A 23,138-nucleotide genomic window follows, 5' to 3' on the forward strand; every position below is an offset into this window, starting at 1 on the left:
CCGGGGCGTCTCGGTCGTGGCCGTCCTGAGCCGCGCTCTCCGGCGGGAGAGGAGCGGCCTAGCAACAAAGTCAGGTTAGCCTAACCTAAGTCGTGTGGCCAGTGGGGCGGGCGGTCCGGTGTGCCGGACGGGGCGGGAGGGGCCGCCCCGCCCTCACTCGGCGGCCTCCCGCAGCTGCTCCTCGCTGAGGCCGCGGCGCCAGTAGCCGACGAAGGCCACCCGCCGCCGGTCGATGCCGAAGCCGCGCACCAGCTGCCGCCGCAGCGCCTTCACGCTGCCGGACTCGCCCGCGATCCAGGCGTACGGGGCCGCGCAGTCGGGCAGCCCGGCGGCCACCGCCTCGGCCGCCGACGGTGCGCCCGACTCCCGTACCAGCCAGGTGAGTTCGGCCTCGGGGCCGTGGTCGAGGGGCAGCCGGTCCGCCTCCCGGGCGACCTCCAGCCAGGCCCGCACCCGGGTGCCGGCGGGCAGCGACTCCAGGATGGCCGCGGCGGCGGGCAGCGCCGTCTCGTCCGCGTAGAGCACCACCAGGTCGGCGTCCCCGGGCGGCCGGAAGCGCACGCCCAGGTTGTCGGCGCGGCGCGGGCCGAGGAGCAGCGCCCGGTCGCCGGGCTCGGCGCGCGCCGCCCAGCGCGAGGCGGGCCCGCCGTCACCGTGCAGCGCGAAGTCGATGTCCACCTCCCCGCCGTCCGGCCCGGGCCGCTGGGCGCGCAGGGTGTACGAGCGCATCACCGCCCGTACGGATTCCGGGAGTTCACGCCAGGCGGCGAACCAGGTCGACTCGCCCAGGTCCGCCGGGAGCACCGGGACCCGCTGCCCCGGGTGCGGCAGGAACAGCGAGGCGCTCTGGTCGCGGCCACCGGAGTCCAGGCCGGTCAGCTCCCGGCCGCCGAAGGTCACGCGCCGCATCCCGGCGCTGAGTTCCCGGGTGCGCACCACCCGTACCGCGAAGAAGTCGAAGGCGCGTACGGGGGTCTCGGCGGTGGTGGTCATCGCGCTGGCTCCTCGGTCCTGCGGGGCGGCCTGGGGCGGGGCGGGGGCCCGGGAGGCGCCGCACCGCGTCCCGGGCGGTCGGTCAGCTGACCTTCTCGGCCTTCTCGATGGCCTCGGCGAGGTCCTCCAGGATCGGGGCGGTCTTCGCGTACGAGTAGACCGGCTCGGTGACGCGCGGGATGACCTGGTCCGCCTTGACGGCGGGCAGCTGCTTCCAGGTCGGCTTGGTCAGGCTCGCGGGCTGGAGGGCCGAGGTGCGGTTGTCCATCATGATCACGTCGGCCGGGTACTTGTCGACGTTCTCCCAGCTCAGGTTCTCGAACCAGCCGCCGCTCTCCTTCTTGGCGGACTCCGGCGGCTCGACCAGCTTCACCCCGAGGGACTTGAAGAACTCCAGGTCGGGGGAGAGGTTCGAGCCGGAGACATAGAAGATCTCCTGGCTCGCGGAGCCGACCAGGACCTTGATCTCCGGGCGGGACTTCGCGGCCTTGCGCAGCCGCTCCGCCGCGTCCTCGAAGCGCTTCTTGGCGTCGGTGACCTTCTTGGCCTTCACCTCCGCGCCGAGCGAGGCGGCCAGGGCCAGCATCCGGGCCAGCGGCTGGGGGAGCTCGCGGTCGTACATGCTGATGCCGACGCTGTCGGCCAGCGGGAGGATCTTGTCCTTGGACTCCTCGGGTACGTACCAGAGGGTGCCCTTGGCGTCGAGCACCCCGGAGACCAGCAGATCCGGTTCGAGGCTCGCGTACTTCTCTACGCTGAACTGGCCCCACTCGTTGCCGAGGACGGTGACCTTGTCGATGTCGAGGTCGCCGGCCTGCACATCGGGCTTGCCGTCCTTGGTCCTCGTCGGGCCGAAGACGCCCTTGACCTCGATGCCGTAGTCGAACAGCGCGGCGGCGACACCGGTGAAGGCGACGATGTTCTTCGGCGCGGAGTCCTTCCGGATCTTCTTGCCGCGGTCGTCCTGGAACGACCAGGCGCCCCCGCCGTCCGAGCCGCCCTTGCCCTCCTGGTCCGCGTCGCCGTCCCCGCAGGCGGTCAGCAGGGCGCCGAGGCCGAGGGCACCCCCGGCGGCGAGCACGCTGCGCCGCGAGGCCGGGCCGCCGGCGGACAGGAAGGAGGGGCGTGAAGAAGGCATGGCTGAACTGCTTTCAGGAGGCGCGGCCGAAAACCGCTCCGGGAGGGAACGGGCTTAGGCTAACCTAACTTCCCGCCCTGTCGAGAGGCCCCGGCCCGGGTGTGCGACGGCGCACACCGCCCGCCCGCGCCCCGCGCGTCTGCCGCCCGGCCGCCCGCCCGGCCCCCCGGAGCAGGCCCGCGACCGGCGTCCGCGCACCGGACGCGGCGGCCCTGCGCCGCCCGGCCGAAGGACGGTTCGCCAAGTCGGCCCGCCCCGGCGGCAGTTGCCCGAGTCCGCCTGGACCAGGGGCGGTTCAGGCGGACCTCGGGTGCGGTCAGGCGCTCTCGGCCGCCGCCGCGCGGCCCGCCTGGCGGCCGGAGAAGAGGCAGCCGCCGAGGAAGGTGCCCTCCAGGGAGCGGTAGCCGTGCACCCCGCCGCCGCCGAAGCCGGAGACCTCCCCGGCCGCGTAGAGGCCCGGCACCGGCGCTCCGTCGGCGTCGAGCACCCGGCCGGAGAGGTCGGTCTGGAGGCCGCCGAGGGTCTTGCGGCTGAGCAGGTTCAGCCGGACGGCGATCAGCGGTCCCGCCGCCGGGTCGAGGATCCGGTGCAGGCCTACGGTGCGGGAGAGGTCGTCGCCCACATAGGCCAGGGAGTTGCGGATGCCCATCACCTGGGTGTCCTTGCCGAAGCGGTTGTCCACCTCGCGGTCGCGGGCGGTGATCTGCCGCAGCAGCGCGTCGTGGTCCACGAGGTTCTGGCCGGTCAGCTCGTTCATCCCGGCGACCAGTTCGCGCAGGGTGTCCGCGACGACGAAGTCCTCGCCCCGGTCGAGGAACTTCCGCACCGGCTCCGGGGTCTGGCCGAGCGCCCGGTTGGCGAGGTAGGCGACCAGGTCCTTGCGGGTCAGCTCCGGGTTCTGCTCCGAGCCGGAGAGGGTGAACTCCTTCTTGACGATGCGCTCGTTGAGGACGAACCAGGAGTAGTCGTAGCCGGTGTCCTTGATCATCTTCAGGGTGCCGAGGGTGTCGTAGCCGGGGATCGCGGGGGCCGGGAAGCGGCGGCCCTTGGCGTCGAACCAGAGCGAGGAGGGGGCGGGCAGGATGCGGATGCCGTGGTTCGCCCAGATCGGCTCGTAGTTCTTGAGGCCCTCGGTGTAGTGCCACATCCGGTCGCGGTTGACCAGGCGGCCGCCCGCGCGTTCGGCGATCTCCAGCATGCGGCCGTCGACATGGGCGGGGACGCCGGTGACCATGGTGCGCGGCGGGGAGCCGAGGCGGCTCGGCCAGTTCGCGCGGACCAGGTCCAGATTGCCGCCGATGCCGCCGGAGGTGACCAGCACCTGCGGGGCGTTCAGCGTGAACTCGCCGACCTTGGTCCGTGAACTGGCCGTCCCGCGCGGGGCGTTGCTCGGTTCCAGCACCGAGCCGCGGACGCCGGTCACCGCGCCGGAACTGAGCAGCAGCTCGTCCACCTGGTGCCGGAAGCGGAAGGTGACCAGGCCCTTCTTCGCCGCCTCCCGCACCCGCTTCTCGAAGGGTTCCATCACGCCGGGGCCGGTGCCGAGGGTGACGTGGAAGCGGGGCACCGAGTTGCCGGGGCCGTCCGCGAGCTGCCCGCCGCGCTCGGCCCAGCCGACGATCGGCACCCAGCGCATGCCCATCCCGTACAGCCAGGACCGCTTCTCCCCGGCGGCGAACTCCAGGTAGGCGTCGGCCCATCGGCGGCCCCAGTGGTCCTCGCCGAGGCGGTCCTCGACGCCCCGGTCGAAGCCCGCGGTGCCGAGCCAGTCCTGCCGGGCCAGCTCCAGCGAGTCCTTGATCCCGCACAGCCGCTGCTCGTGCGAGTCGATCAGGAAGAGGCCGCCGAAGGACCAGTACGCCTGGCCGCCGAGGCTCGCCTCCGGCTCCTGGTCGAGGAGGATCACCTTGCGTCCGGCGGCGGTCAGTTCGGCGGTGGCGACCAGTCCGGCGAGCCCGCCGCCGACCACGATCACGTCTGCGTCCGCCTTCGGGGACCCGGCGCCGTAGGCCGGGCTCGCGCCCAGCGCCGTACCGGCCGCCAGTGCCCCGCCCGCGACCTGCATCAGGCGCCTGCGGCTGACCGGGGATGTCCCGGAGGACTCTTCTTCCATGGCTCTCTCCTTCTGCCGGGAGGATCAAGTGGGCCCGGGCGGCGCCGAGTTGACCGGGGACGACCGGAGATCGGGAAGGGGGATTGAGGCAGGCATGACAAGGCGTGCGAGGCGGGTGGAGGCGTGCGAAGGCCTCGACCGGGCGCGCCGGGGTGCGGATCGCAGGGGAAGGCGGCGGTGCCGGATTCTGAAAACGGCTCTGTTCAGATCTGGCTACTCGAAAGTAATGACGGGCGCGGGCTTCTTCAAGCCCCCGGACAGGAGAAGATGGCCGCCGTGCGAAGGAGGAGGTGCGGGTGAAGGGCAGAGTCAGGCAGCCCACCGGCCGTTACGCAGGCAAGACGGCCAGTGAGCGGGGTGCCGAGCGCCGGGAGAGATTTCTCGGCGCGGCCCTGGAGCTCTTCGGCGCGGGCCCCGGCTACCGGGCGACCACCGTCGCCGCCCTCTGCGAGGCCGCCGGTCTGTCCACCCGGCAGTTCTACGAGGAGTTCCGCACCCTGGAGGACGTCCTCGCCGCCCTGCACCTGCTGGTCAACGACTGGGCCGAGGCGGCGGTGACCGAGGCGCTCGCCGGCAGCGCGGGGCAGCCCGCCGCCGAGCGCTATGCGGCCGTCTTCCGCGCCTATGCCGCGAGCGTCACCTCGGACCCGCGCCGGATCCGGATCACCTTCACCGAGATCGTCGGCATCAGCCCGCGCATGGACGAGCAGCGGCTCAGCCGCCGCGCCCGCTGGATCGAGCTGATCCGCGCCGAGGCCGAGGCGGCGCGGGCGCGCGGCGAGGCGGCCGACCGGGACTACAGCCTCGCGGCGGCCGCCTTCATCGGCAGCGTCAACGGCCTGCTGCACGACTGGGCGGCGGGCTGGGTCGACGCGAGCCTGGACGAGCTCGTCGAGGAACTCGTCGGTCTGCTGCTCGCCTCCCTGCGCCGCCCGGGGGGCTGAGGACCGCCGGGCGGCGCGGGGGCGACTGCCCTCAGCCCAGGCCGAGTTCGCGGGCCACCAGCATCCGCTGGATCTCGCTGGTGCCCTCGCCGATCTCCAGGATCTTGGAGTCCCGCCACATCCGGGCGACCGGGTACTCGTTCATGAAGCCGTACCCGCCGTGGATCTGGGTGGCCTCCCGGGCGTTGTCCACCGCGATGGTGGAGGAGTACAGCTTCGCGAGCGCGGCCTCCTTCTTGAAGGGCTCGCCCTGCACCAGTCGCGAGGCCGCGTCCCGCCAGGCCAGCCGGGAGGTGTGCGCCTTCATCTCCATGTCGGCGATCTTGAACTGCACGGCCTGGAAGTCGCCGATCACCCGCCCGAAGGCGACCCGCTCCTTGGCGTACTTCACCGACTCGTCCACACAGCCCTGGGCGAGACCGGTGGCCAGCGCCGCGATGGCGATCCGGCCCTCGTCGAGGATGCGCAGGAACTGCGCGTAGCCCCGGCCCTCCTCGCCGACCAGGTTCTCCCGGGGCACCCGCACATCGGCGAAGGACAGCTCCCGGGTGTCCGAGGCGTTCCAGCCGACCTTCGAGTACGGGGCCGCCACCGTGAAGCCCGGGGTGCCGGAGGGCACCAGGATGGCGGAGATCAGCGGCTTGCCGTCCGGCTTGCGGCCGGTGACGGCGGTGACCGTGACCAGTCCGGTGATGTCGGTGCCGGAGTTGGTGATGAAGCACTTGGTGCCGTTGATGACCCACTCGCCGGTGGACTCGTCCAGGCGGGCGGTGGTGCGGGTGCCGCCCGCGTCGGAGCCGCCGTCCGGCTCGGTCAGGCCGAAGGCGCCGAGCATCTCGCCCGCGCACAGCTTCGGCAGCCAGGTGCGCTTCTGCTCCTCGCTGCCGAAGAGGTACAGCGGCATCGCGCCGAGCGAGACCCCGGCCTCCAGGGTGATCGCCACCGAGGAGTCCACCCGGGCCAGCTCCTCCAGGGCGAGGCCGAGCGCGAGGTAGTCGCCGCCCATGCCGCCGTACTCCTCGGGGAAGGGCAGCCCGAACAGGCCCATCCGGCCCATCTCGCGGATGATCTCGTAGGGGAACTCGTGCCGCTCGTAGTAGTCGCCGATCTTCGGCGCGATGACGTCGTGGGCGAACTCCTCGACAGTGCGCCGCAGTTCCTCGTGCTCGGCGGACAGGCGATGGTCGATCGACATGGCTTTCAGGACTCCTTGTGGGAGAGGGCGCGAACGGTACGAGAGGGGCTCGGGCGGCCGAGCTGCTGGGCCATCCAGGCGCTTGTGGCGGTGAGGCGGTCCAGGTCGACCCCGGTGTCGATGCCGAGGCCGTCGAGCATCCAGACCAGGTCCTCGGTGGCGAGGTTCCCGGTGGCGCTCTTGGCGTACGGGCAGCCCCCGAGCCCGCCCGCCGAGGCGTCCACCGTGGTGACGCCGAGCTCCAGGGCGGCCAGGGTGTTGCTGAGGGCCTGGCCGTAGGTGTCGTGGAAGTGCACGCCGAGCGCCTCGGTGGGCACGGCGGCCTCGTGCAGCGCGCCGAGCAGGGCGCGGACATGGCCGGGGGTGGCCACGCCGATGGTGTCGCCGAGGCTCAGCTCCTCGCAGCCCATGTCCCGCAGCGCGGTGCAGACCCGCACCACCTGCTCCAGGGGGACCGCGCCCTCCCAGGGGTCGCCGAAGCACATCGACAGATAGCCGCGTACGTGCACGCCCTCCTGCCGGGCGCGGGCGACCACCGGTTCGAACATGGCCAGGGCCTCGTCCACGGTGCGGTTGAGGTTGGCCTTGGCGAAGGACTCGGTGGCGCTGGCGAAGACCGCGATCCGCCGGGCGCCGAGCGCGAGCGCCCGCTCCATGCCCCGGGCGTTCGGCACAAGGACCGGCAGATGCACCCGCAGATCGGTGAGCTGGGGGAACAGCTGCTCGGCGTCGGCGAGTTGGGGCACCCACTTCGGATGCACGAAGCTGGTCGCCTCGATGGTGCCGAGCCCGGCCTCGGCGAGCCGCCGCACGAACTCGGCCTTCACCTCGGTCGGTACGACGCCCTTCTCGTTCTGCAGGCCGTCGCGCGCGCCGACCTCGTGGATACGGACCCGGGCGGGCAGCCGGCTGTCCGGGAACCGCATGGGCAGGGCCCGGGGCCCGGTCGCGAGGGCTCCGGCCGCGGCGGCACCGGTCGCGGCGTCGGGGGCACCGGCCGCACCGGCACCGCCCGTCGTAGGGGACTCGGTCATGTCGTCGGCTCCTTCGCGTCCTTCGCGTCCTTCGCGTCCTTCGCGTCCGGTGCGCTCTGCGCGTCCGGTGCGGGCTGCGCGGGCAGTCCGGTCCCGGTGTCCTCGGCGGCGGCCGGTTCGACCACCGCGAGCACCTGGTCCATGGCGACCGCGGTGCCCGGGCTGACGTCGAGTTCGGTGACGGTGCCCGCGTGCGGGGCGGAGACGACGTGCTCCATCTTCATCGCCTCGACCACCAGCAGGCTCTGGCCCGCGGCCACCTCCTCCCCGACGGCGACCTTGACCACGGTGACGGTGCCCGGCATCGGCGCGGTCAGCGAGTCGGCGCCCGCGTGCGCGGCGCCCCGCAGCGAGGCGGCGACCGGATCGTGGTCGCACACCTGCCAGGCGTCGCCCTCCCGGCCGAGCCAGTCCCCGGCGCGGGTGAAGCGGTGCCGGACGCCGTCCAGGGTGACGAAGACCGCGTCCTCCTCGACGGTGGCCTCGCCGCGCGCCACATACGCCACCGGGTCCAGGCCGGGCACCCGCAGCTGGTGGGTGACCGGGACGTGCCGCCCGCCGAGGCGCCAGCCGCCGCCTGCGGAGAAGGGGTCGAGCCAGCCGCCCGCGTCCGGCCGGGGCTGCCGCACCCGCACCGCCGCGGCGGCCTCGTACACCTCCTCGGGGACCTCGGACGGGATCAGCGAGTCGGCCTCGCGCTCCACCAGGCCGGTGTCCAGCTCCCCGGCCACCACCGCCGGATGGGCGAGCAGCCGGCGCAGGAACCCGGCGTTGGTCCCCACGCCCAGGGTGACCGTCCCGGCGAGCGCGCCCCGCAGCCTGCGCAGCGCGGTGGCCCGGTCGGGGCCGTAGGCGATGACCTTGGAGAGCATCGGGTCGTAGAGGCTGGAGACCTCGGTGCCGAGGCTCAGCCCCGAGTCGGTGCGCACCCCCTCGCCCTCCGGTTCGGCGAGGGCGAGCACCACCCCGCCGGAGGGCAGGAAGCCGCGGCCCGGGTCCTCGGCGCAGATCCGCGCCTCGACGGCGTGCCCGGTGAGGGTGATCTCCTCCTGGGCGAAGGGCAGCCGCTCCCCGGCCGCCACCCGCAGCTGCCACTCCACCAGGTCGAGCCCGGTGACCAGCTCGGTGACCGGATGCTCCACCTGGAGGCGGGTGTTCATCTCCATGAAGTAGTACGCGCCGGGGTCGCCGCCGGGCACGATGAACTCCACGGTGCCCGCGCCCCGGTAGCCGCAGGAGCGCGCGGCCTGCACCGCGGCCTCGCCCATCGCCGCCCGGGTCGCCTCGTCGAGCAGGACCGAGGGCGCCTCCTCGATGATCTTCTGGTGGCGGCGCTGGAGCGAGCACTCCCGCTCGCCGAGGTGGACCACGCCCCCGTGGCCGTCGGCGAGGACCTGGATCTCGATGTGCCGGGGGCGGTCGATCCAGCGCTCCACCAGCAGCGTGTCGTCGCCGAAGGAGGCCCGGGCCTCGCGGCGGGCGGCGGCGATCTCCTCGGCGAGCAGCGCCTCCTCGCGCACCAGGCGCATGCCCTTGCCGCCGCCGCCCGCGGAGGGCTTGAGCAGCACCGGGGTGCCGATCTCCCGTGCCGCGGCGGCCAGTTGCTCATCGCTCAGCCCGCTGCCCGAGGAGCCGGGGACCACCGGCACGCCCGCCGCGCGGACCGTCTCCTTGGCCCGGATCTTGTCGCCCATCAGCGCGATCGCCTCGGCGGAGGGGCCGATGAAGACGAGCCCCGCCTCCTCGCAGGCCCGCGCGAAGGCGGCGTTCTCCGCGAGGAATCCGTACCCCGGGTGCACGGCCTGGGCCCCGCTGCGCCGAGCCGCCTCGATCAGCCGCTCGGCGGACAGATAGCTCTCGGCGGCCGGTGCCGGACCGAGCCGTACCGCGGTGTCCGCCTCGCGTACATGCCGCGCCTCGGCGTCGGCGTCGCTGAAGACGGCCACCGAGCGGACGCCGAGCGCCCGCAGGGTGCGGATCACCCGGACCGCGATCTCGCCCCGGTTGGCCACCAGGACGGTGTCGAACATCCGCCCGCCCGCCCCGGCTGTGCTGCTCTCCCGCATCTCGGCCTTCCCGCCCATCTGCCCCGGCTCCTCGCCCTTGCTGTCCCTCGCGGACACGGTGTCGGTCGTCATGGCGCTCACATCCGGAAGACGCCGTACCCGGGCGCCTTCGGGTCCTTGGCGGGCAGCGGGGCGTTGGCGCAGGCGGTGAGCGCGAGGCCGAGGACCCGCCGGGTCTCCAGCGGGTCGATCACGCCGTCGTCCCAGAGCCGGGCGGTGGCGTAGTAGGCGTTGCCCTGGCTCTCGTACTGCTGCCGGACCGGGGCCTTGAAGGCCTCCTCGTCCTCGGCGGGCCAGGACTCGCCGCGCGCCTCCAGCTGGTCCCGCTTGACGGTGGCGAGCACCGAGGCGGCCTGCTCGCCGCCCATCACGGAGATCTTCGCGCCGGGCCACATCCACAGGAAGCGGGGGGAGTACGCCCGGCCGCACATCGAGTAGTTGCCCGCGCCGTAGGAGCCGCCGATGACCACGGTCAGCTTGGGCACCCGGGTGCAGGCCACCGCCGTGACCATCTTGGCGCCGTGCTTGGCGATGCCGCCCGCCTCGTAGTCCTTGCCGACCATGAAGCCGGAGATGTTCTGCAGGAAGAGCAGCGGGATGCCGCGCTGGTCGCACAGCTCGATGAAGTGCGCGCCCTTCTGGGCGGACTCGGCGAAGAGGATGCCGTTGTTGGCGACGATGCCGACCGGGTGGCCGTGCAGCCGGGCGAAGCCGGTGACCAGGGTCTGGCCGTACTCGGACTTGAACTCGGAGAACTGCGAGCCGTCGACCAGGCGGGCGATCACCTCGCGCACGTCGTAGGGGGTGCGGGAGTCGACCGGGACGGCGCCGTAGAGCCCGTGCGGGTCGACCTTGGGCTCCACCACCGGGCGCACCGACCAGGGCAGCGGGCCCCGGTCGGGCAGGGTGGCCACGATGTTCCGCACGATCCGCAGGGCGTGCGCGTCGTCCTCGGCGAGGTGGTCGGTCACCCCGGAGACGCGGGAGTGGACCTCGCCGCCGCCCAGCTCCTCGGCGGTGACCACCTCGCCGGTGGCGGCCTTCACCAGGGGCGGGCCGCCGAGGAAGATGGTGCCCTGGCCGCGCACGATCACGGCCTCGTCGCTCATCGCCGGGACGTACGCCCCGCCCGCGGTGCAGGAGCCGAGCACCGCCGCGATCTGCGGGATGCCCGCGCCGGACATCCGCGCCTGGTTGTAGAAGATCCGCCCGAAGTGCTCGCGGTCCGGGAAGACCTCGTCCTGCATGGGCAGGAAGGCGCCGCCGGAGTCGACCAGGTAGACGCAGGGCAGCCGGTTCTCCAGGGCCACCTCCTGGGCGCGCAGGTGCTTCTTGACGGTCATCGGGTAGTACGTGCCGCCCTTGACGGTGGCGTCGTTGGCGACGACCACGCACTCGCGGCCCGAGACCCGGCCGATGCCCGCGATCACCCCGGCCGCCGGGGCCCCGCCCTCGTACATCCCCTCGGCCGCGAGCGGCGCCAGCTCCAGGAAGGGGGAGCCCTCGTCGAGCAGGGTGTCCACCCGGTCGCGGGGCAGCAGTTTCCCGCGCGCCACATGCCGGGCCCTGGCCCGCTCGCCGCCGCCCAGGCGCGCGGCGTCCAGCCGGGAGCGCAGCTCCTCGCCGAGCGCCTGGTGCGCGGCCTCATTGGCTCGCCAGGCCTCCGAGGCCGGGTCGGCGGCGCTGGTGAGCACCGGTGCCTGCTGCATCGTTCGAGCCTCCTTGCTCGCAGCTCCCCGGCGGCGCCGGTTCGCGGCCCGCCAGTTAGTGAGCGTTAACGTATGCCCCAAAGGTTAACGAGCGCTAACGACTCTGTCTAGAATTGCCGGCATGACCAGCAGAGTGGACGCCCCGACCCGCCGCGAGCAGATCCTCGGCGAGGCCGCCCGCCTCTTCGCCGAGCGCGGTTTCCACGGGGTCGGCGTCGACGAGATAGGCGCCGCGGTGGGCATCAGCGGGCCCGGACTCTACCGGCACTTCCCCGGCAAGGACGCCATGCTGGCCGAGCTGCTGGTCGGCATCAGCGAGCGCCTGCTGCGCGGCGGCCGCCGCCGGGTCGAGGAGGCCGCGGGCTCCGCCGAGCAGCTCCTCGACTCCCTCCTGGAGGGCCATATCGACTTCGCCCTCGACGACCGCGCCCTGATCACCCTCCAGGACCGCGAGCTGGACCGGCTGCGCGACAGCGACCGCAAGCTGGTCCGCCAGTTCCAGCGGCAGTACGTCGAGCTGTGGGTCGGCGCCGTCCGCGCGGTCTACCCGGCGCTGGCCGAACCCTCGGCCCGCGCCTCGGTGCACGCCGTCTTCGGCCTGCTCAACTCCACCCCGCACCTCGGCCGGCCGGGCTCGCTGCCGGGCCGCGAGGCGATGGCGGCCCTGCTGCACCGCCTCGCCCGGGGCGCCTTCTCGGCGGCGCGCTGAGCCGTACCGCCGGAACCCGCGCGCGCATGGGTACGGCCCCTTCCCCGGCGGCGGGGAAGGGGCCGTACCCGGGCCCTGGAGCGGTGCCTCAGCGCTTCTCGGCGGGCTCGCTCACCCCGTCGATGGAGTACGCGCGGGTCCAGTCCACCTCGTAGACGGCGCTCTGCATCGAGTCGCCGAAGAAGTTGTCGAGCTGGATGGTCTGGTGCATGGAGGGTGCGCACTGGATGCAGTCGCGGACGTCGTTGGCGCCGCCGGAGAAGCTGAACCACTCCTCGCCGTCCACGAAGCCCTTGACGTGGTCGGGCGTCCACTCGACCGCGATGTTGTGCCACTGCGTGAGGTCGACGCCGCACTTCTCGGCGTGCTCCTGCTGGACCGCGGCATCCGGATTGTGCGGGTAGTGGATGAAGGCCTCCGAGCAGTCCTCGCCGGGGGCGGTGTTCTCCAGGTAGTCGTACTCGCCGTCCTCGGGCCAGCGGTCGGAGTCCGGCCACAGGATGAGCAGCGGGTGGTACTGGCGGCCGTTGTCCTCGCCGGTCGCCTCGGAGCGCACGCGTGCTTCCCAACGGCCGTAGCGCTGGCCGAACTTGGAGCCCATCCAGCCCGAGTCGCCGTTCTCGGCGCCGCTCTGGCGCAGCAGCCCGCCGACCACCCGTGAATTGTCCGAGCAGCGGCGGCCGTTGCCCGCGTGGCCGTCCCAGCACTCGCCGTCCGCGCCGGGCAGGCTCCACTTGGCGTCGTCCGGGCGGGCCGGGGCGTCCTCGGAGCCGTAGTCGAACTCGTCGGTGCCGGCCGCCACCGGGGTGCCCCAGTCGTAGCGTTCGGCGGCGCTGTCCGGTGCTGCCGGGGCGGCGGCCGGGCCGCCGGTGCCGGTGGCCGAGGCCGGTCCGGAGAGGGTGGCGGTGAGGGTCAGCAGACAGGCCGCCGAGGCGCCGAGGGCGGCGAGCCGCAGTCGTGAGGGGCGCACGGACACTCCTTCGTGAGGGGACTTCGGTCGGGCGCCCCGGCGTGGGGGCGGGCGGTGGGTGCGGCGCGCCCCGGGATCCGAGTCTCCCCCCGTGGAAGATTCGGTCGCGGCCGGTGAAGATCCGGCGCGGGGGTGGGGCGGCGCGCCACGGCCCGTACCGCCCGGCCGGGGCTGCCATGTGCAGCCAAGCGCACGGCGCCGCTGTTCAGCAGCCCGGCGGCGGTGGGATGAACAAGAAAAACGGGGTGCCGGACCGGGCAACCGGGCTGTCCCGCAGGGGGGTTCGCGAAGTCCCGCCCGGCTCGCGGCAGTTGCGTGCGGCCCGCACCGCTCCCTACCGTGGCCGCTCCTCGCAAGGGGGCGAGCGCCGCGGTGGCGGACGGGGACGCAGGGCGACGGGGGGCGGACATGGCGGGCACACCGGAACCGGCCGAAACCACCGCGCCCGTCGCGGAGTTCGCGGCGGCGCTGCGGGCGCTCCGCGAGGCGGCGGGCTCGCCCACCTACCGGCGGATGCAGCGCGAGGCGGGCGTCTCGCTCGGCGCCCTCCACCAGGCCGCCCGCGGCGGCGCCTTCCCCACCCTGCGGGTCACCCTCGCCTTCGTACGGGCCTGCGCGGGCGACCCCGCGGAGTGGGAGCGGCGCTGGCAGGCGGCCAAGGAGCGGATCGAGGAGCAACCGCGCCCCGAGGAGGACGGAACTCCCGCCCCCTACCGCGGACTTGCCCGCTACGAACCCGAGGACGCCGGGCTCTTCTTCGGCCGCGAGCAGCTGATCGGCGAACTCCTCGCGCTCACCCGGCGGTTTAGGATCTGCGCCCTGCTCGGCGCCTCCGGCAGCGGCAAGTCCTCCCTGCTGCGGGCCGGGTTGATCCCCGCCCTGCGCGCACCGGAGGGGACGGGCCCGCGCCCGGCCCGGGTGGTCATCCTCACCCCGGGCGCCCACCCGGCGGCCGAGCACCGGGAACGGCTCGCCCCGGCGGCGGCGGGGACGGACGGACCGCCCGATGGACCGCCGGATGAACCACGGGGCGAAACCGTCGTCCTGGTCGACCAGTTCGAGGAGCTGTTCACCCTCTGCGCCGACCCCGCCGAACGCGAGGACTTCCTCCGCCTGCTGCTCGCCGCCCGCGACCCGGGGAGCGGGCTGCGCGTCGTGCTCGCCCTGCGCGCCGACTTCCTCGCCCACTGCGCCCGGCACGCGGAGCTGGCCGAGGCGCTGCGGCGGGCCACCCTGCTGCTCGGGCCGATGAGCGCGGAGGAACTCCAGCAGGCCGTGGTGCGCCCCGCCGCGGCCCGCGGGCTCCAGGTCCAACGCGCCCTGACCGCACGGGTGGTGGCCGAGGTGGCGGGCGAACCCGGCGCCCTGCCGCTGATGTCGCACGCCCTCCTGGAGACCTGGCGGCACCGGCGCGGGAACCTGCTCACCGAGACCGCCTACGAGGCCGCGGGCGGACTGCACGGCGCCCTCGCCAAGACCGCCGAGGACGCCTACGCCGGGTTCGGCCCGCGGGAGGCGGCCCGGGCCCGGCGCGTACTGCTGCGTCTGGTCAGCCCCGGCGAGGGCGGTCCGGACACCCGACGGCCGCTGCCGCACGCGGAGTTGGCGGCGGACGGGGCCGGGCAGGCGCCGGAGGAGACCGCCACCGTGGTGGACCGGCTCGTCGCGGCCCGGCTGCTCACCCGGGACGAGACGGTGGTGGACCTCGCGCACGAGGCGCTGCTCACCGCCTGGCCCCGGCTGCGCGGCTGGATCGACGCCGAACGCGACCGGCTGCGCCTGCACCGGCGGCTGAGCCGCGCCGCCCGCGACTGGCGCGCCCTGGACCGCGAGCCGTCCGCGCTCTACCTCGGCAGCAGGCTCACCGCCGTCGAGGAGGCCTTCCCGGCCGCCGACCGGGCGGCCGAACTCACCGCAGAAGAGCTGGAGTTCCTCACCGCCTCGCAGCGCAGGCGGCAGCGCGGACGGCGCCGGCGGCAGGCGCTGACGGCCGTGCTCTGCGCCCTCACCCTGCTCGCCGGGTGCGCCGCCGCCGTCGCCTTCCGGGAGCGCTCCGCCGCGCACGCCGAGCGGGACACCGCGATCTTCCACCAGATCGCCACCGCCGCCGACAACCTGCGCGGCGAACACCGCGCCGGGGCCGCCCGCCTCGACGCCGCCGCGCACGCCATGGCCGACACCCCCGACCTGGACACCCGGCTGCTCGGCGACGCGGGCGCGAGCCTGTCCAGCGCCCTGCCCGGCCACGACGGCGTGGTCTCGGCGGCCTCCTTCGCCCCCGGCGGACGGCTGCTCGCCAGCGGCGGCCACGACCGCACCGTCCGCCTCTGGGACACCGCCGACCCGCTGCGCGCCCGCCCGCTGCGGGCCCCGCTCGGCCCCTTCCCGGACCGTGTCGAGGACGTCCAATTCGCTTCCCGAGGCGGCCTGTTGGCCGTCGCCCTGCACGACGGGACGGTACGGCTGCTCGACCTGAGCGAGCCCCGCCGCCCGCGGACCCTCGGCCGCCCGCTCGCCGCCCACCGGGCCCCGGTCGCCATGCTCCGCCTCGCCCCGGACGGCCGCACCCTCGCCACCGCGAGCGACGACGGCACCGTCCGCCTGTGGGACCTCGCCCAACCGGCCCGCCCCCGGCCCCTCGGCCCGCCGCTGCCCGCCCACCGCGGCGGCGCCCGCGCCCTCGCCTTCGCGCCCGACGGCGCCACCCTCGCCAGCGGCGGCTACGACGGCCGGATCCGCCTCTGGGACCTGAGCGATCCGCGGCGGGCCCGGCAGCGCGGGGCGGCGCTCACCGGCCACGGGGAGCCCGTCTGGTCGCTGGCCTTCAGCCCGGACGGCGCCACCCTGGCCAGCGGCGGCTTCGACGGCACCGCCCGCCTCTGGAACCTCGCCGACCCCGGACACCCCCGCCGCGGGCCGGTCCTCGACGAACCCGGCGCGCCCGTCTGGTCGGTGGCCTTCAGCCCGGACGGGAGCACCCTCGCCGCCGGGGGAGAGGACAACGCCGTACGGCTGTGGACGGTGCTCGACCCCGGCCATCCGCTCCCGCTGGACGCGCCGATGACCGGGCACCGCTCCGGGATCTGGTCGGTGCAGTTCCGCCCCGGCGACGCCCGCACCCTGGTCAGCGCCGGATACCAGGGCGACCTGCTGCTCTGGCACCGCCCGCCCGGCCAACTCACCGGTTTCACCAACCCGTTGACCAGCGCCGCCTACCGCCCGGACGGCCGGGTCCTCGCCGTCGCCAGCACCGACGACGCGCTGATCCGGCTCTGGGACGTCCACGATCCGCTCCGGCCGCGGCTCCTCGGGCTGCTGCGCGGCCACCGGGACCGGGTCACCTCGGTCGCCTTCGCCCCGGACGGCCGCACGCTCGCCAGCGCGGGCGAGGACGACACCGTACGGCTGTGGGACACCGCCGACCCGGCCCGCGCCCGCCCCCTCGGCCCGCCGCTCACCGGCCACCGGGACGGCATCCGGGCGGTGGCCTTCGCCCCGCGCGGCCACACCCTCGCGGGCGGCGGCCGGGACGGGGCGCTCCGCCTCTGGTCGCTCGCCGACCGGGCCCGCCCGAAGCCCCTCGGCCGGGCCGCCGCCCCGCGCGAGGGCCACATCAACGCCCTCGCCTTCGCCCCCGACGGCCGCACCCTGGCCACCGCCCACCAGCGCAGCGCCGTACGCCTCTGGGGACTGCGCGGCACCCGGGACCCGCGCCCACTGCGTAAGCTGACGGGCCATCAGGAAGGCGTACGGGCAGTGGCGTTCAGCCCGGACGGCGCGCTGCTCGCGAGCGGCGGCGAGGACCGCACCCTGCGGCTGTGGAAGACCGCCGACCCGGAGCACGCCGCGGCCACCGGGCGCCCGCGCACCGGCCACGGCAGCCAGATCAACGCCCTCGCCTTCAGCCCCGACGGCCACCGCCTCGCCACCGCGGGCGGCGATACGACCGTACGGCTCTGGCGGGTCACCGCCATCGGCGCCACCACCTGGGGCCAGCCGCTCACCGGCCACACCCGCTCCGTCAGCACCGTCGTCTTCAGCCCCGACGGCCGCACCCTGGCCAGCGGCGGCGACGACCTCACCGCCCGCCTCTGGCCCCTGGACGTGGCCGGGGCGCTGCGCCAGGTCTGCGCCCGCACCCGGGGCAGCCTGGACCGCGCCGCGTGGCGGGCCCGGCTGCCGCAGGTGCCGTACGCGGAGCCGTGCGGGGCGGGGGAGTGAGGGGGAGCGAACTCAAGCAGCAAGGAGCAAGGAGCAAGCAGCAAGTAGCAAGTAGGGGCAACCGGCTGAACCGCCCGGCCCCAGCCGCACTCCCCGACCGGTCCGCCTCGCCCGGTCTGCCTCGACCGGTCCGCCTCGACCGGTCCGCCTCGCCCGCTCTGCCTCAGCCGGTCTGCTCAGCCGCCCGGCTTCTCGTCGGCGAGGCGCAGGCCCGCGCTCGCCGTGTCGAAGACCTTGCGGTAGCGGGCCCAGTCGGAGCTGGGTGCCGAGAGGTAGAGCGCGTACTCCTTCTCGCCCGGCCTGCCGAAGCCGAGGTCGATGGCGCGGAACTGCCTGGCCTTGCCCTCGAAGGTGAACTCCCAGACGGCGGCGGGCCGTTCGCGGTAGCTGGTGCTCTGCATCCGCAGCTGCCGGTAGCCCGGCAGCTTGCCCTCCCGGACCGACTTGGCCTCGTCGTCCTTCCAGTGCCGCAGCGGATCGGTGCTCGCGAAGTCCAGCGCGCCGACCTGGAGCCGGACCAGGCCCGCCGGGTCGATGAAGGCGATGGCGCCGTCCTCCAGGGTCTTGCGCCGCCAGCCGTCGGGCACCGGTACCGAGAGGCCGATGCCCGTCTCCTCGGCGAGGTGGTAACCGGCGGGCGGCGGTTTCGCGGGCGCGCTCGCCCCGCCCGAGGGGGAGGGCCCGGCCGTTCCGGACGGCTTCCCCGAGCCTTCGCCCGGCTCCTGCGGCGCGGTCTCCGCGGGCGCCGACGCCCCCGGGTCGTCCGAGGCCCCCGTCCCCTCGCCGGAACCGCGCAGGGTCAGCGCCGTGGCCCCGGCTCCCGCGAGGACCACCGCGGCAGCGGCCGCCCAGAGGGCGACCCGGCGGCGGCTCCGGCGCCGGGCGGGCTGCGGGCTGCTGATTCCGGGGGCGCCCAACTGCCGCTGACGGTCGTCGAGTTCGGTGTGGCCACCGCGGTCGCGGCGGTGGGTGGGAGTGTGGTCGGGCGACACGACGCGACCGCGAGAGTCCCCGGCGTGCCCGGCGTGCCCGGCGTGCCCGGGGTACTCGGCGTACTCGGCCTGCCCGGCGTAACCGGTGCGCCCTGCCTGCCCGTTGCTCCCCGTGCTCCCCGTGCGTCCCGCGTGCCCGACTCCCCGCTCCTGTGCCGCCGTGGCCGCCCCCTCCCGCAGCAGCTCCTCCACGGTCGCCGCGTCGGGGCGCTCCTCCGGTTCCTTCCGCAGCAGGGCCTCGATCAGCGGGGCCAACGGCCCTGCGTGGCGCGGCGGTACGAGCGGATCGGCCGCTATCGCGTACACCGTCTCCATGGCGGAGTTCCGGCGGAAGGGCGCCGCCCCCTCCAGCGCCTCGTAGAGGGTGGCGCCCAGCGACCACAGGTCCGAAGCGGGGCCCGGTGTCCGGCCCTTGACGCGTTCGGGTGCCAAGTAGCCCACGGAGCCGACGAGTTCACCGGTCCGGGTCAGGGTGGAGGTGTCGGAGGAGACCGCGATGCCGAAGTCGGTGAGGACCACCCGGCCCGCCTCCCCGAGCAGCACATTGGCCGGTTTGACGTCCCGGTGCAGCACCCCGGCGGCATGCGCGGCCCGCAGCGCCACGACCATCCGGTGCCCGGTCCTGGCCGCCTCCCGTGGGCTCAACGGGCCGTCCTCGCGCAGCACTTGGGCGAGCGTGCGGGAGGGCACGTACTCCATCACGAGGCACGGCAGCCCGCCGTCGTCGACCACGTCGTGCACGACGACCACGCCCGGATGCGTGATCCGCGCCGCGCTGCGGGCCTCCCGCCGGGTGCGTTCGTACAGGGTCTCGCGCTCGTCGTCCGAGAGATGCGGCGGTACGTGCAGCTTCTTGAGGGCGACATGGCGGCCCAGCACCTCGTCCGAGGCCCGCCAGACGGTGCCCATGCCGCCGCTGCCGACCCGTTCGAGGAGCAGGTACCGCCCCGCGACCAGCCGCCCCTCCCCGGTCCCGCCGCCCTGCCCGGACCGGCCGGTGCCCCCGTCCGCACGCACCAGAGTCCCCCTCTGCTCCCCCGTCGGCCAGGGCGGCTTCGGCCCGCCATGGCCCCGTCACGATAGCCACGGCTCCGGCCCCGTCCACCATCGGGGACGGAGCCGGGTGGATCGGGTCAAGAGCCTGTGAAGGGGGTGTGATCCGGACGCGGACTCCTTCAGTCGCGGGCGGCTGCGGGCGACGCCTCCCGGGGGTGGCCCCCGAAGAGTGCCTCCACCTGGCGTCCCCAGGCCGGGTACCGGCGGACCTTCCGGTCATAGACCGCGAAGACCGCTTCACGCAGCTCCGGGTCCGGATCGTCGGCCAGCCGTACCGCCGACTGCCTGGCCAGCCGCGGCAGGATGATCTCGTCGCCCGCCAGATGCACCGGGTCGTGCATGTACCGCTCCAGGGCGTCCAGATCGGGGACCGCCGCCAGATAGGCGTGGGTGAAGCCGTCCGCGGGGTCGCCGAGATCCTGGCCGACGGCCGAGTACGCCACCGACTCCACCGATCCGGTACGCCGCATCGCGGCCAGCACCTCCGCCTTCTCCTCCTCGCTCACGCCGGGCTTGAAGCTGAACCGCTGCAGGTTGACGATCATCGGCACTCCTCCGCAGGGTGGTACGCGTCTGCATAACTGCACTGGTGAGTGCACTTTAACGTACGTACGAGTCCATTGGATATCGTTGCCCGGTGAGCGGAGCAAGGACAGAGCGGACGCGGGGCCGGATCGACAAGCGGCAGGCGATTCTGGACGCCGCGTTCACGGTCTTCGCCCGGGACGGCTACCACGCGGCCGGGGTGGACGCGATCGCCGCGGGCGCGGGGGTCGCGAAGCACACGGTCTACAACCACTTCGGTGACAAGGAGCGCCTCTTCCGCGAGGTGGTCGGCGCCCTGGCCGACCAGGCGCTGGCGCGCAATCTCGCCGCGGTGGAGCTGCTCCGGGAGGACGGCGAGCTGACCGCGATGCTGACCCGGACCGGGCGGGCGCTGGCCGAGTGCTACTGCGACGAGCGGTCCGTGGCGCTGCGGCGGCTGCTGCACGCGCAGATCACCACCATGCCGGACCTGCTCGGCATCGTCCGGGACCGGGCGGCCGACCGCGTCGACGACGCCCTGGCCGCGCGCCTCGCCCGGCTCGCCCTCGCCGGGCGGCTCGACCTCGGCGGCCGGCCCGCCCTCGCCGCCGAGCAGTTCGGCGCCCTGCTCACCGGGCCCCTGGAGGCCCGCTCCCGCCTCGGCACCCGGAAGGTCCCGCGGGCCGAGGTGCGCGAGGTCGTCGACACCGCCGCCGGGACCTTTCTGCGGGCCTTCGGCACGGAGCCCGCGCAGTCTGCGTAACGGGACGCAGTACGCAGCGCCCAGAGGAACGGCGCCTAGAAGAACGGCGCCTGGAAGAACGGCGCCTGGAAGAACGGCGCCTGGAAGAACGGCGCCTGGAAGAACGGCGCCTGGAAGAACGGCGCCTGGAAGAACGGCGCCTGGAAGAACGGCGCTTAGGGGAACGGCGCCTGGAAGAGCAGCGCCCACAAGAACAGCGCGCAGAACGACAAGGAAGCCACGCGGCACAAAACCCTCGGCCCCTTCCGGAGCAACGTCCGGAAGGGGCCGAGGACTTGGCCGGTGAGCGAGCGGCCCGTGCGAGAGGCATCAGCCCCAAGTGGCGGGCCGCTCAACGGGGTTCATCCGGTCGACGGAGTTCGTCCCGCCGACGGGGTTCAGTCCGCGAGGGCCTGCTCCGCGTCCAGGGTGACGGCGACGGCCTGCACGACCGAGGCGATCTTGAAGGCCTCCTGGATGGTCTCGCGGTCGACACCGGCCTTGCGGAGCACCTGCTCGTGCGAGTCGAGGCACTGGCCGCAGCCGTTGACCGCGGAGACCGCGAGGGACCACAGCTCGAAGTCGACCTTCTCGACGCCCGGGTTGCCGATGACGTTCATCCGCAGGCCCGCGCGCAGCGTGCCGTACTCCGGGTCGGAGAGCAGGTGGCGGGTGCGGTAGAAGACGTTGTTCATCGCCATCACCGCGGCGGCGGACTTGGCCGCCGTGTACGCCTCCGGGCTCAGCTGCGCCTTCGCCTCGGGCTCCAGCTCGCGCAGGACGGTCGTCGAGCGCGAGGCGATGGCGACCGCGAGCACGGTGCCCCACAACTGCTGCGCGGGGAGCGCGGAGTTGCCGATCACCGAACCGAGGTTCAGGCGGAGGTCCTTGGCGTAGTCCGGGACCGCGGACTTCAGTTCGTCGAGTGACATGGGGAGATCAGCTCAGTTCGTTCACGCGGAGAGGAGCTGGACGGGGTCGAGGGTGTCCTCGCCCTTGCTCCAGTTGCAGGGGCACAGCTCGTCGGTCTGCAGGGCGTCGAGGACCCGCAGGACCTCCTTGGGGTTACGGCCGACGGAGCCCGCGGTCACCATCGTGAACTGGATCTCGTTGTTCGGGTCGACGATGAAGACGGCGCGCTGGGCGAAGCCGTCCTCGCCCTCGACGCCGGCGCCCTGCATCAGCTCGTGCCGGGAGTCGGCCAGCATCGGGAAGGGCAGGTCGCGCAGGTCGTCGTGGTCCTTGCGCCAGGCGTGGTGGACGAACTCCGAGTCGCCGGAGACGCCGAGGATCTGGGCGTCGCGGTCGGCGAACTCGTCGTTCAGCTTGCCGAAGGCGGCGATCTCGGTGGGGCAGACGAAGGTGAAGTCCTTCGGCCAGAAGAACACCACGCGCCACTTGCCCTCGTAGCTCTTGTGGTGGATCTGCTCGAACTCCTTGCCGCTCTCCAGCGACACACAGGCGGTCAGGTCGTAGGCGGGGAACTGGTCACCGACAGTGAGCACGCGCGCTCCTAGTCAAAAAGAAACCCCCTCGTGAGGGGTCCTTGCGGGTTGGACGGATCTTGATGTTGGCACAGTGAGTATTGATTAGTGAAATAGCTAGACTGACTCGTGTTGATCGGAGGTACTTATTGGTTTCCCTGGGAAAAACGCCGCGTAAAGGACCGCGCACCGCGGCGGCGGCCGGACGCACCCGCCAGCCCACCCTGGCGCAGCTGCGCGCCTTCGCCGCCGTCGCCGACCATCTGCACTTCCGGGACGCGGCGACCGCGATCGGCATGAGCCAGCCCGCGCTCTCCGGCGCCGTCTCCGCCCTGGAGGAGGTGCTCGGCGTCCAGCTCCTGGAGCGCACCACCCGCAAGGTCCTGCTCTCCCCCGCAGGTGAGCGGCTCGCGGTGCGGGCCAAGACGGTGCTCATCGAGGTCGCGGCACTGCTCCAGGAGGCCGACGCGGTACGCGCCCCCTTCACCGGCTCGGTACGCCTCGGGGTGATCCCCACGGTGGCCCCGTATCTGCTGCCCACGGTGCTGCGGCTGGCCGGGGAGCGCTATCCGGACCTGGACCTCAGGGTCTTCGAGGAGCAGACCTCCTCCCTGGTCGACGGACTGCATACCGGGCGCCTGGACCTGCTGCTGCTCGCGGTGCCCCTGGCTGTGCCGGGAATCACAGAACTGCCGCTCTTCGACGAGGACTTCGTCCTTGTCACCCCGGCCGGGCACGAGCTGGGCGAGCGGGCGGCGGTGCCGCGCTCCGCGCTGCGCGAGCTCGACCTGATCCTGCTCGGCGAGGGCCACTGCCTGCGCGACCAGGCCCTGGACCTCTGCCATGAGGCGGGGCGCGCCGACACCCCCGTCACCACCGCCGCGGCCGGACTGTCCACCCTGGTCCAGCTGGTCGCGGGCGGCCTCGGCTCCACCCTGCTCCCGCACACCGCGGTGGAGGTGGAGACCGCCCGCAGCGACCGCCTGCGCACCAGCCGCTTCGCGGACCCCGCCCCCACCCGGCGGATAGCCTTCGCGATGCGCACCGGCGCCGCCCGCGGCGCGGAGTACGCCGAACTGGCCGCCGAAGTACGCGAGGCGGTACGGGAGTTGCCGGTGCGGGTACTGGACTGAGCCCGGCGCGAGGCGACCTGTCCCTGCCCGCCGGGACACGCCACCAGCCCCCGCCCTCCGGGACATGGCTCGGCCCGTACCGGGGGCGCGGTACGGGCCGAGGTGCGGGGCGTA

General features: G+C 74.0%; 17 protein-coding genes. 5 read left to right on the forward strand and 12 right to left on the reverse strand.

Annotation, left to right across the window (positions count from 1 at the left end):
* Window positions 1-153: 153 nt before the first annotated feature.
* The 3 genes from HFV08_RS01060 to HFV08_RS01070 all read right to left on the reverse strand — a co-directional run bounded on the left by HFV08_RS01060 (window position 154) and on the right by HFV08_RS01070 (window position 4,244).
* Complete coding sequence (locus tag HFV08_RS01060) at window positions 154-993, reverse strand: siderophore-interacting protein (protein WP_168534861.1); 840 nt, start codon at window positions 991-993, stop codon at window positions 154-156.
* An 82-nt stretch (window positions 994-1,075) separates the two neighbouring features.
* Window positions 1,076-2,131, reverse strand: coding sequence for an ABC transporter substrate-binding protein (locus HFV08_RS01065; protein WP_168534863.1), 1,056 nt, complete (start codon window positions 2,129-2,131; stop codon window positions 1,076-1,078).
* 316 nt (window positions 2,132-2,447) lie between these two features.
* On the reverse strand, window positions 2,448-4,244 hold the full coding sequence (locus HFV08_RS01070; RefSeq protein WP_168534865.1) for an FAD-binding dehydrogenase: 1,797 nt from the start codon (window positions 4,242-4,244) through the stop codon (window positions 2,448-2,450).
* A 296-nt stretch (window positions 4,245-4,540) separates the two neighbouring features.
* Here HFV08_RS01070 and HFV08_RS01075 point away from each other — a divergent pair, with 296 nt between their 5' ends.
* Window positions 4,541-5,188, forward strand: a complete 648-nt coding sequence (locus HFV08_RS01075) for a TetR/AcrR family transcriptional regulator (RefSeq protein ID WP_168534867.1) — start codon at window positions 4,541-4,543, stop codon at window positions 5,186-5,188.
* 31 nt (window positions 5,189-5,219) lie between these two features.
* Here the strand turns inward: HFV08_RS01075 and HFV08_RS01080 are convergent, their stop codons facing one another.
* The 4 genes from HFV08_RS01080 to HFV08_RS01095 form a co-directional block, all read right to left on the reverse strand.
* Window positions 5,220-6,377, reverse strand: a complete 1,158-nt coding sequence (locus HFV08_RS01080) for an acyl-CoA dehydrogenase family protein (RefSeq protein ID WP_168535619.1) — start codon at window positions 6,375-6,377, stop codon at window positions 5,220-5,222.
* Between the two features lie 11 nt (window positions 6,378-6,388).
* Window positions 6,389-7,309 carry a hydroxymethylglutaryl-CoA lyase gene (locus HFV08_RS01085; RefSeq protein ID WP_168535621.1) on the reverse strand — a complete coding sequence of 307 codons (921 nt, stop codon included), beginning with the start codon at window positions 7,307-7,309 and terminating at the stop codon, window positions 6,389-6,391.
* A 104-nt stretch (window positions 7,310-7,413) separates the two neighbouring features.
* Entirely contained in the window at window positions 7,414-9,447 is a 2,034-nt protein-coding gene (locus tag HFV08_RS01090) for an acetyl/propionyl/methylcrotonyl-CoA carboxylase subunit alpha (RefSeq protein ID WP_168535617.1), read from the reverse strand.
* A gap of 113 nt (window positions 9,448-9,560) precedes the next feature.
* On the reverse strand, window positions 9,561-11,192 hold the full coding sequence (locus tag HFV08_RS01095; protein ID WP_168534869.1) for a carboxyl transferase domain-containing protein: 1,632 nt from the start codon (window positions 11,190-11,192) through the stop codon (window positions 9,561-9,563).
* Between the two features lie 121 nt (window positions 11,193-11,313).
* On the opposite strand from HFV08_RS01095, the gene HFV08_RS01100 reads away from it, so the two are divergent.
* Window positions 11,314-11,901, forward strand: a complete 588-nt coding sequence (locus HFV08_RS01100) for an SACE_7040 family transcriptional regulator (protein ID WP_168534871.1) — start codon at window positions 11,314-11,316, stop codon at window positions 11,899-11,901.
* 88 nt (window positions 11,902-11,989) lie between these two features.
* Here the strand turns inward: HFV08_RS01100 and HFV08_RS32250 are convergent, their stop codons facing one another.
* Window positions 11,990-12,871 (reverse strand): glycoside hydrolase family 16 protein, encoded by an 882-nt coding sequence (locus tag HFV08_RS32250; RefSeq protein ID WP_168534873.1) that lies wholly within the window; start codon window positions 12,869-12,871, stop codon window positions 11,990-11,992.
* Window positions 12,872-13,279: 408 nt separating this feature from the next.
* On the opposite strand from HFV08_RS32250, the gene HFV08_RS01110 reads away from it, so the two are divergent.
* Window positions 13,280-17,092, forward strand: coding sequence for a WD40 repeat domain-containing protein (locus HFV08_RS01110; protein WP_168534875.1), 3,813 nt, complete (start codon window positions 13,280-13,282; stop codon window positions 17,090-17,092).
* Window positions 17,093-17,268: 176 nt separating this feature from the next.
* On the opposite strand, the gene HFV08_RS01115 is transcribed toward HFV08_RS01110, so the two are convergent.
* A complete protein-coding gene (locus HFV08_RS01115) occupies window positions 17,269-19,101 on the reverse strand; it encodes a serine/threonine-protein kinase (protein ID WP_312885261.1) in 1,833 nt (610 codons plus the stop codon).
* A 158-nt stretch (window positions 19,102-19,259) separates the two neighbouring features.
* Window positions 19,260-19,685 (reverse strand): Dabb family protein, encoded by a 426-nt coding sequence (locus tag HFV08_RS01120; RefSeq protein WP_168534877.1) that lies wholly within the window; start codon window positions 19,683-19,685, stop codon window positions 19,260-19,262.
* A gap of 92 nt (window positions 19,686-19,777) precedes the next feature.
* Between HFV08_RS01120 and HFV08_RS01125 the strand changes: the two genes are divergently transcribed.
* Window positions 19,778-20,428 (forward strand): TetR/AcrR family transcriptional regulator, encoded by a 651-nt coding sequence (locus HFV08_RS01125; RefSeq protein WP_312885263.1) that lies wholly within the window; start codon window positions 19,778-19,780, stop codon window positions 20,426-20,428.
* Window positions 20,429-20,805: 377 nt separating this feature from the next.
* On the opposite strand, the gene HFV08_RS01130 is transcribed toward HFV08_RS01125, so the two are convergent.
* Window positions 20,806-21,339: an alkyl hydroperoxide reductase gene (locus HFV08_RS01130; protein WP_168534879.1), complete on the reverse strand. Its 534-nt coding sequence runs from the start codon at window positions 21,337-21,339 to the stop codon at window positions 20,806-20,808.
* Window positions 21,340-21,360: 21 nt separating this feature from the next.
* Window positions 21,361-21,912, reverse strand: a complete 552-nt coding sequence (locus tag HFV08_RS01135; protein ID WP_168534881.1) for a peroxiredoxin — start codon at window positions 21,910-21,912, stop codon at window positions 21,361-21,363.
* Between the two features lie 137 nt (window positions 21,913-22,049).
* Here HFV08_RS01135 and HFV08_RS01140 point away from each other — a divergent pair, with 137 nt between their 5' ends.
* Complete coding sequence (locus tag HFV08_RS01140; RefSeq protein WP_168535627.1) at window positions 22,050-23,024, forward strand: LysR substrate-binding domain-containing protein; 975 nt, start codon at window positions 22,050-22,052, stop codon at window positions 23,022-23,024.
* The last annotated feature ends 114 nt before the right edge of the window (window positions 23,025-23,138 follow it).

The sequence above is a fragment of the Streptomyces physcomitrii genome, assembly GCF_012273655.1.
Lineage (GTDB): Bacteria > Actinomycetota > Actinomycetes > Streptomycetales > Streptomycetaceae > Streptomyces > Streptomyces physcomitrii.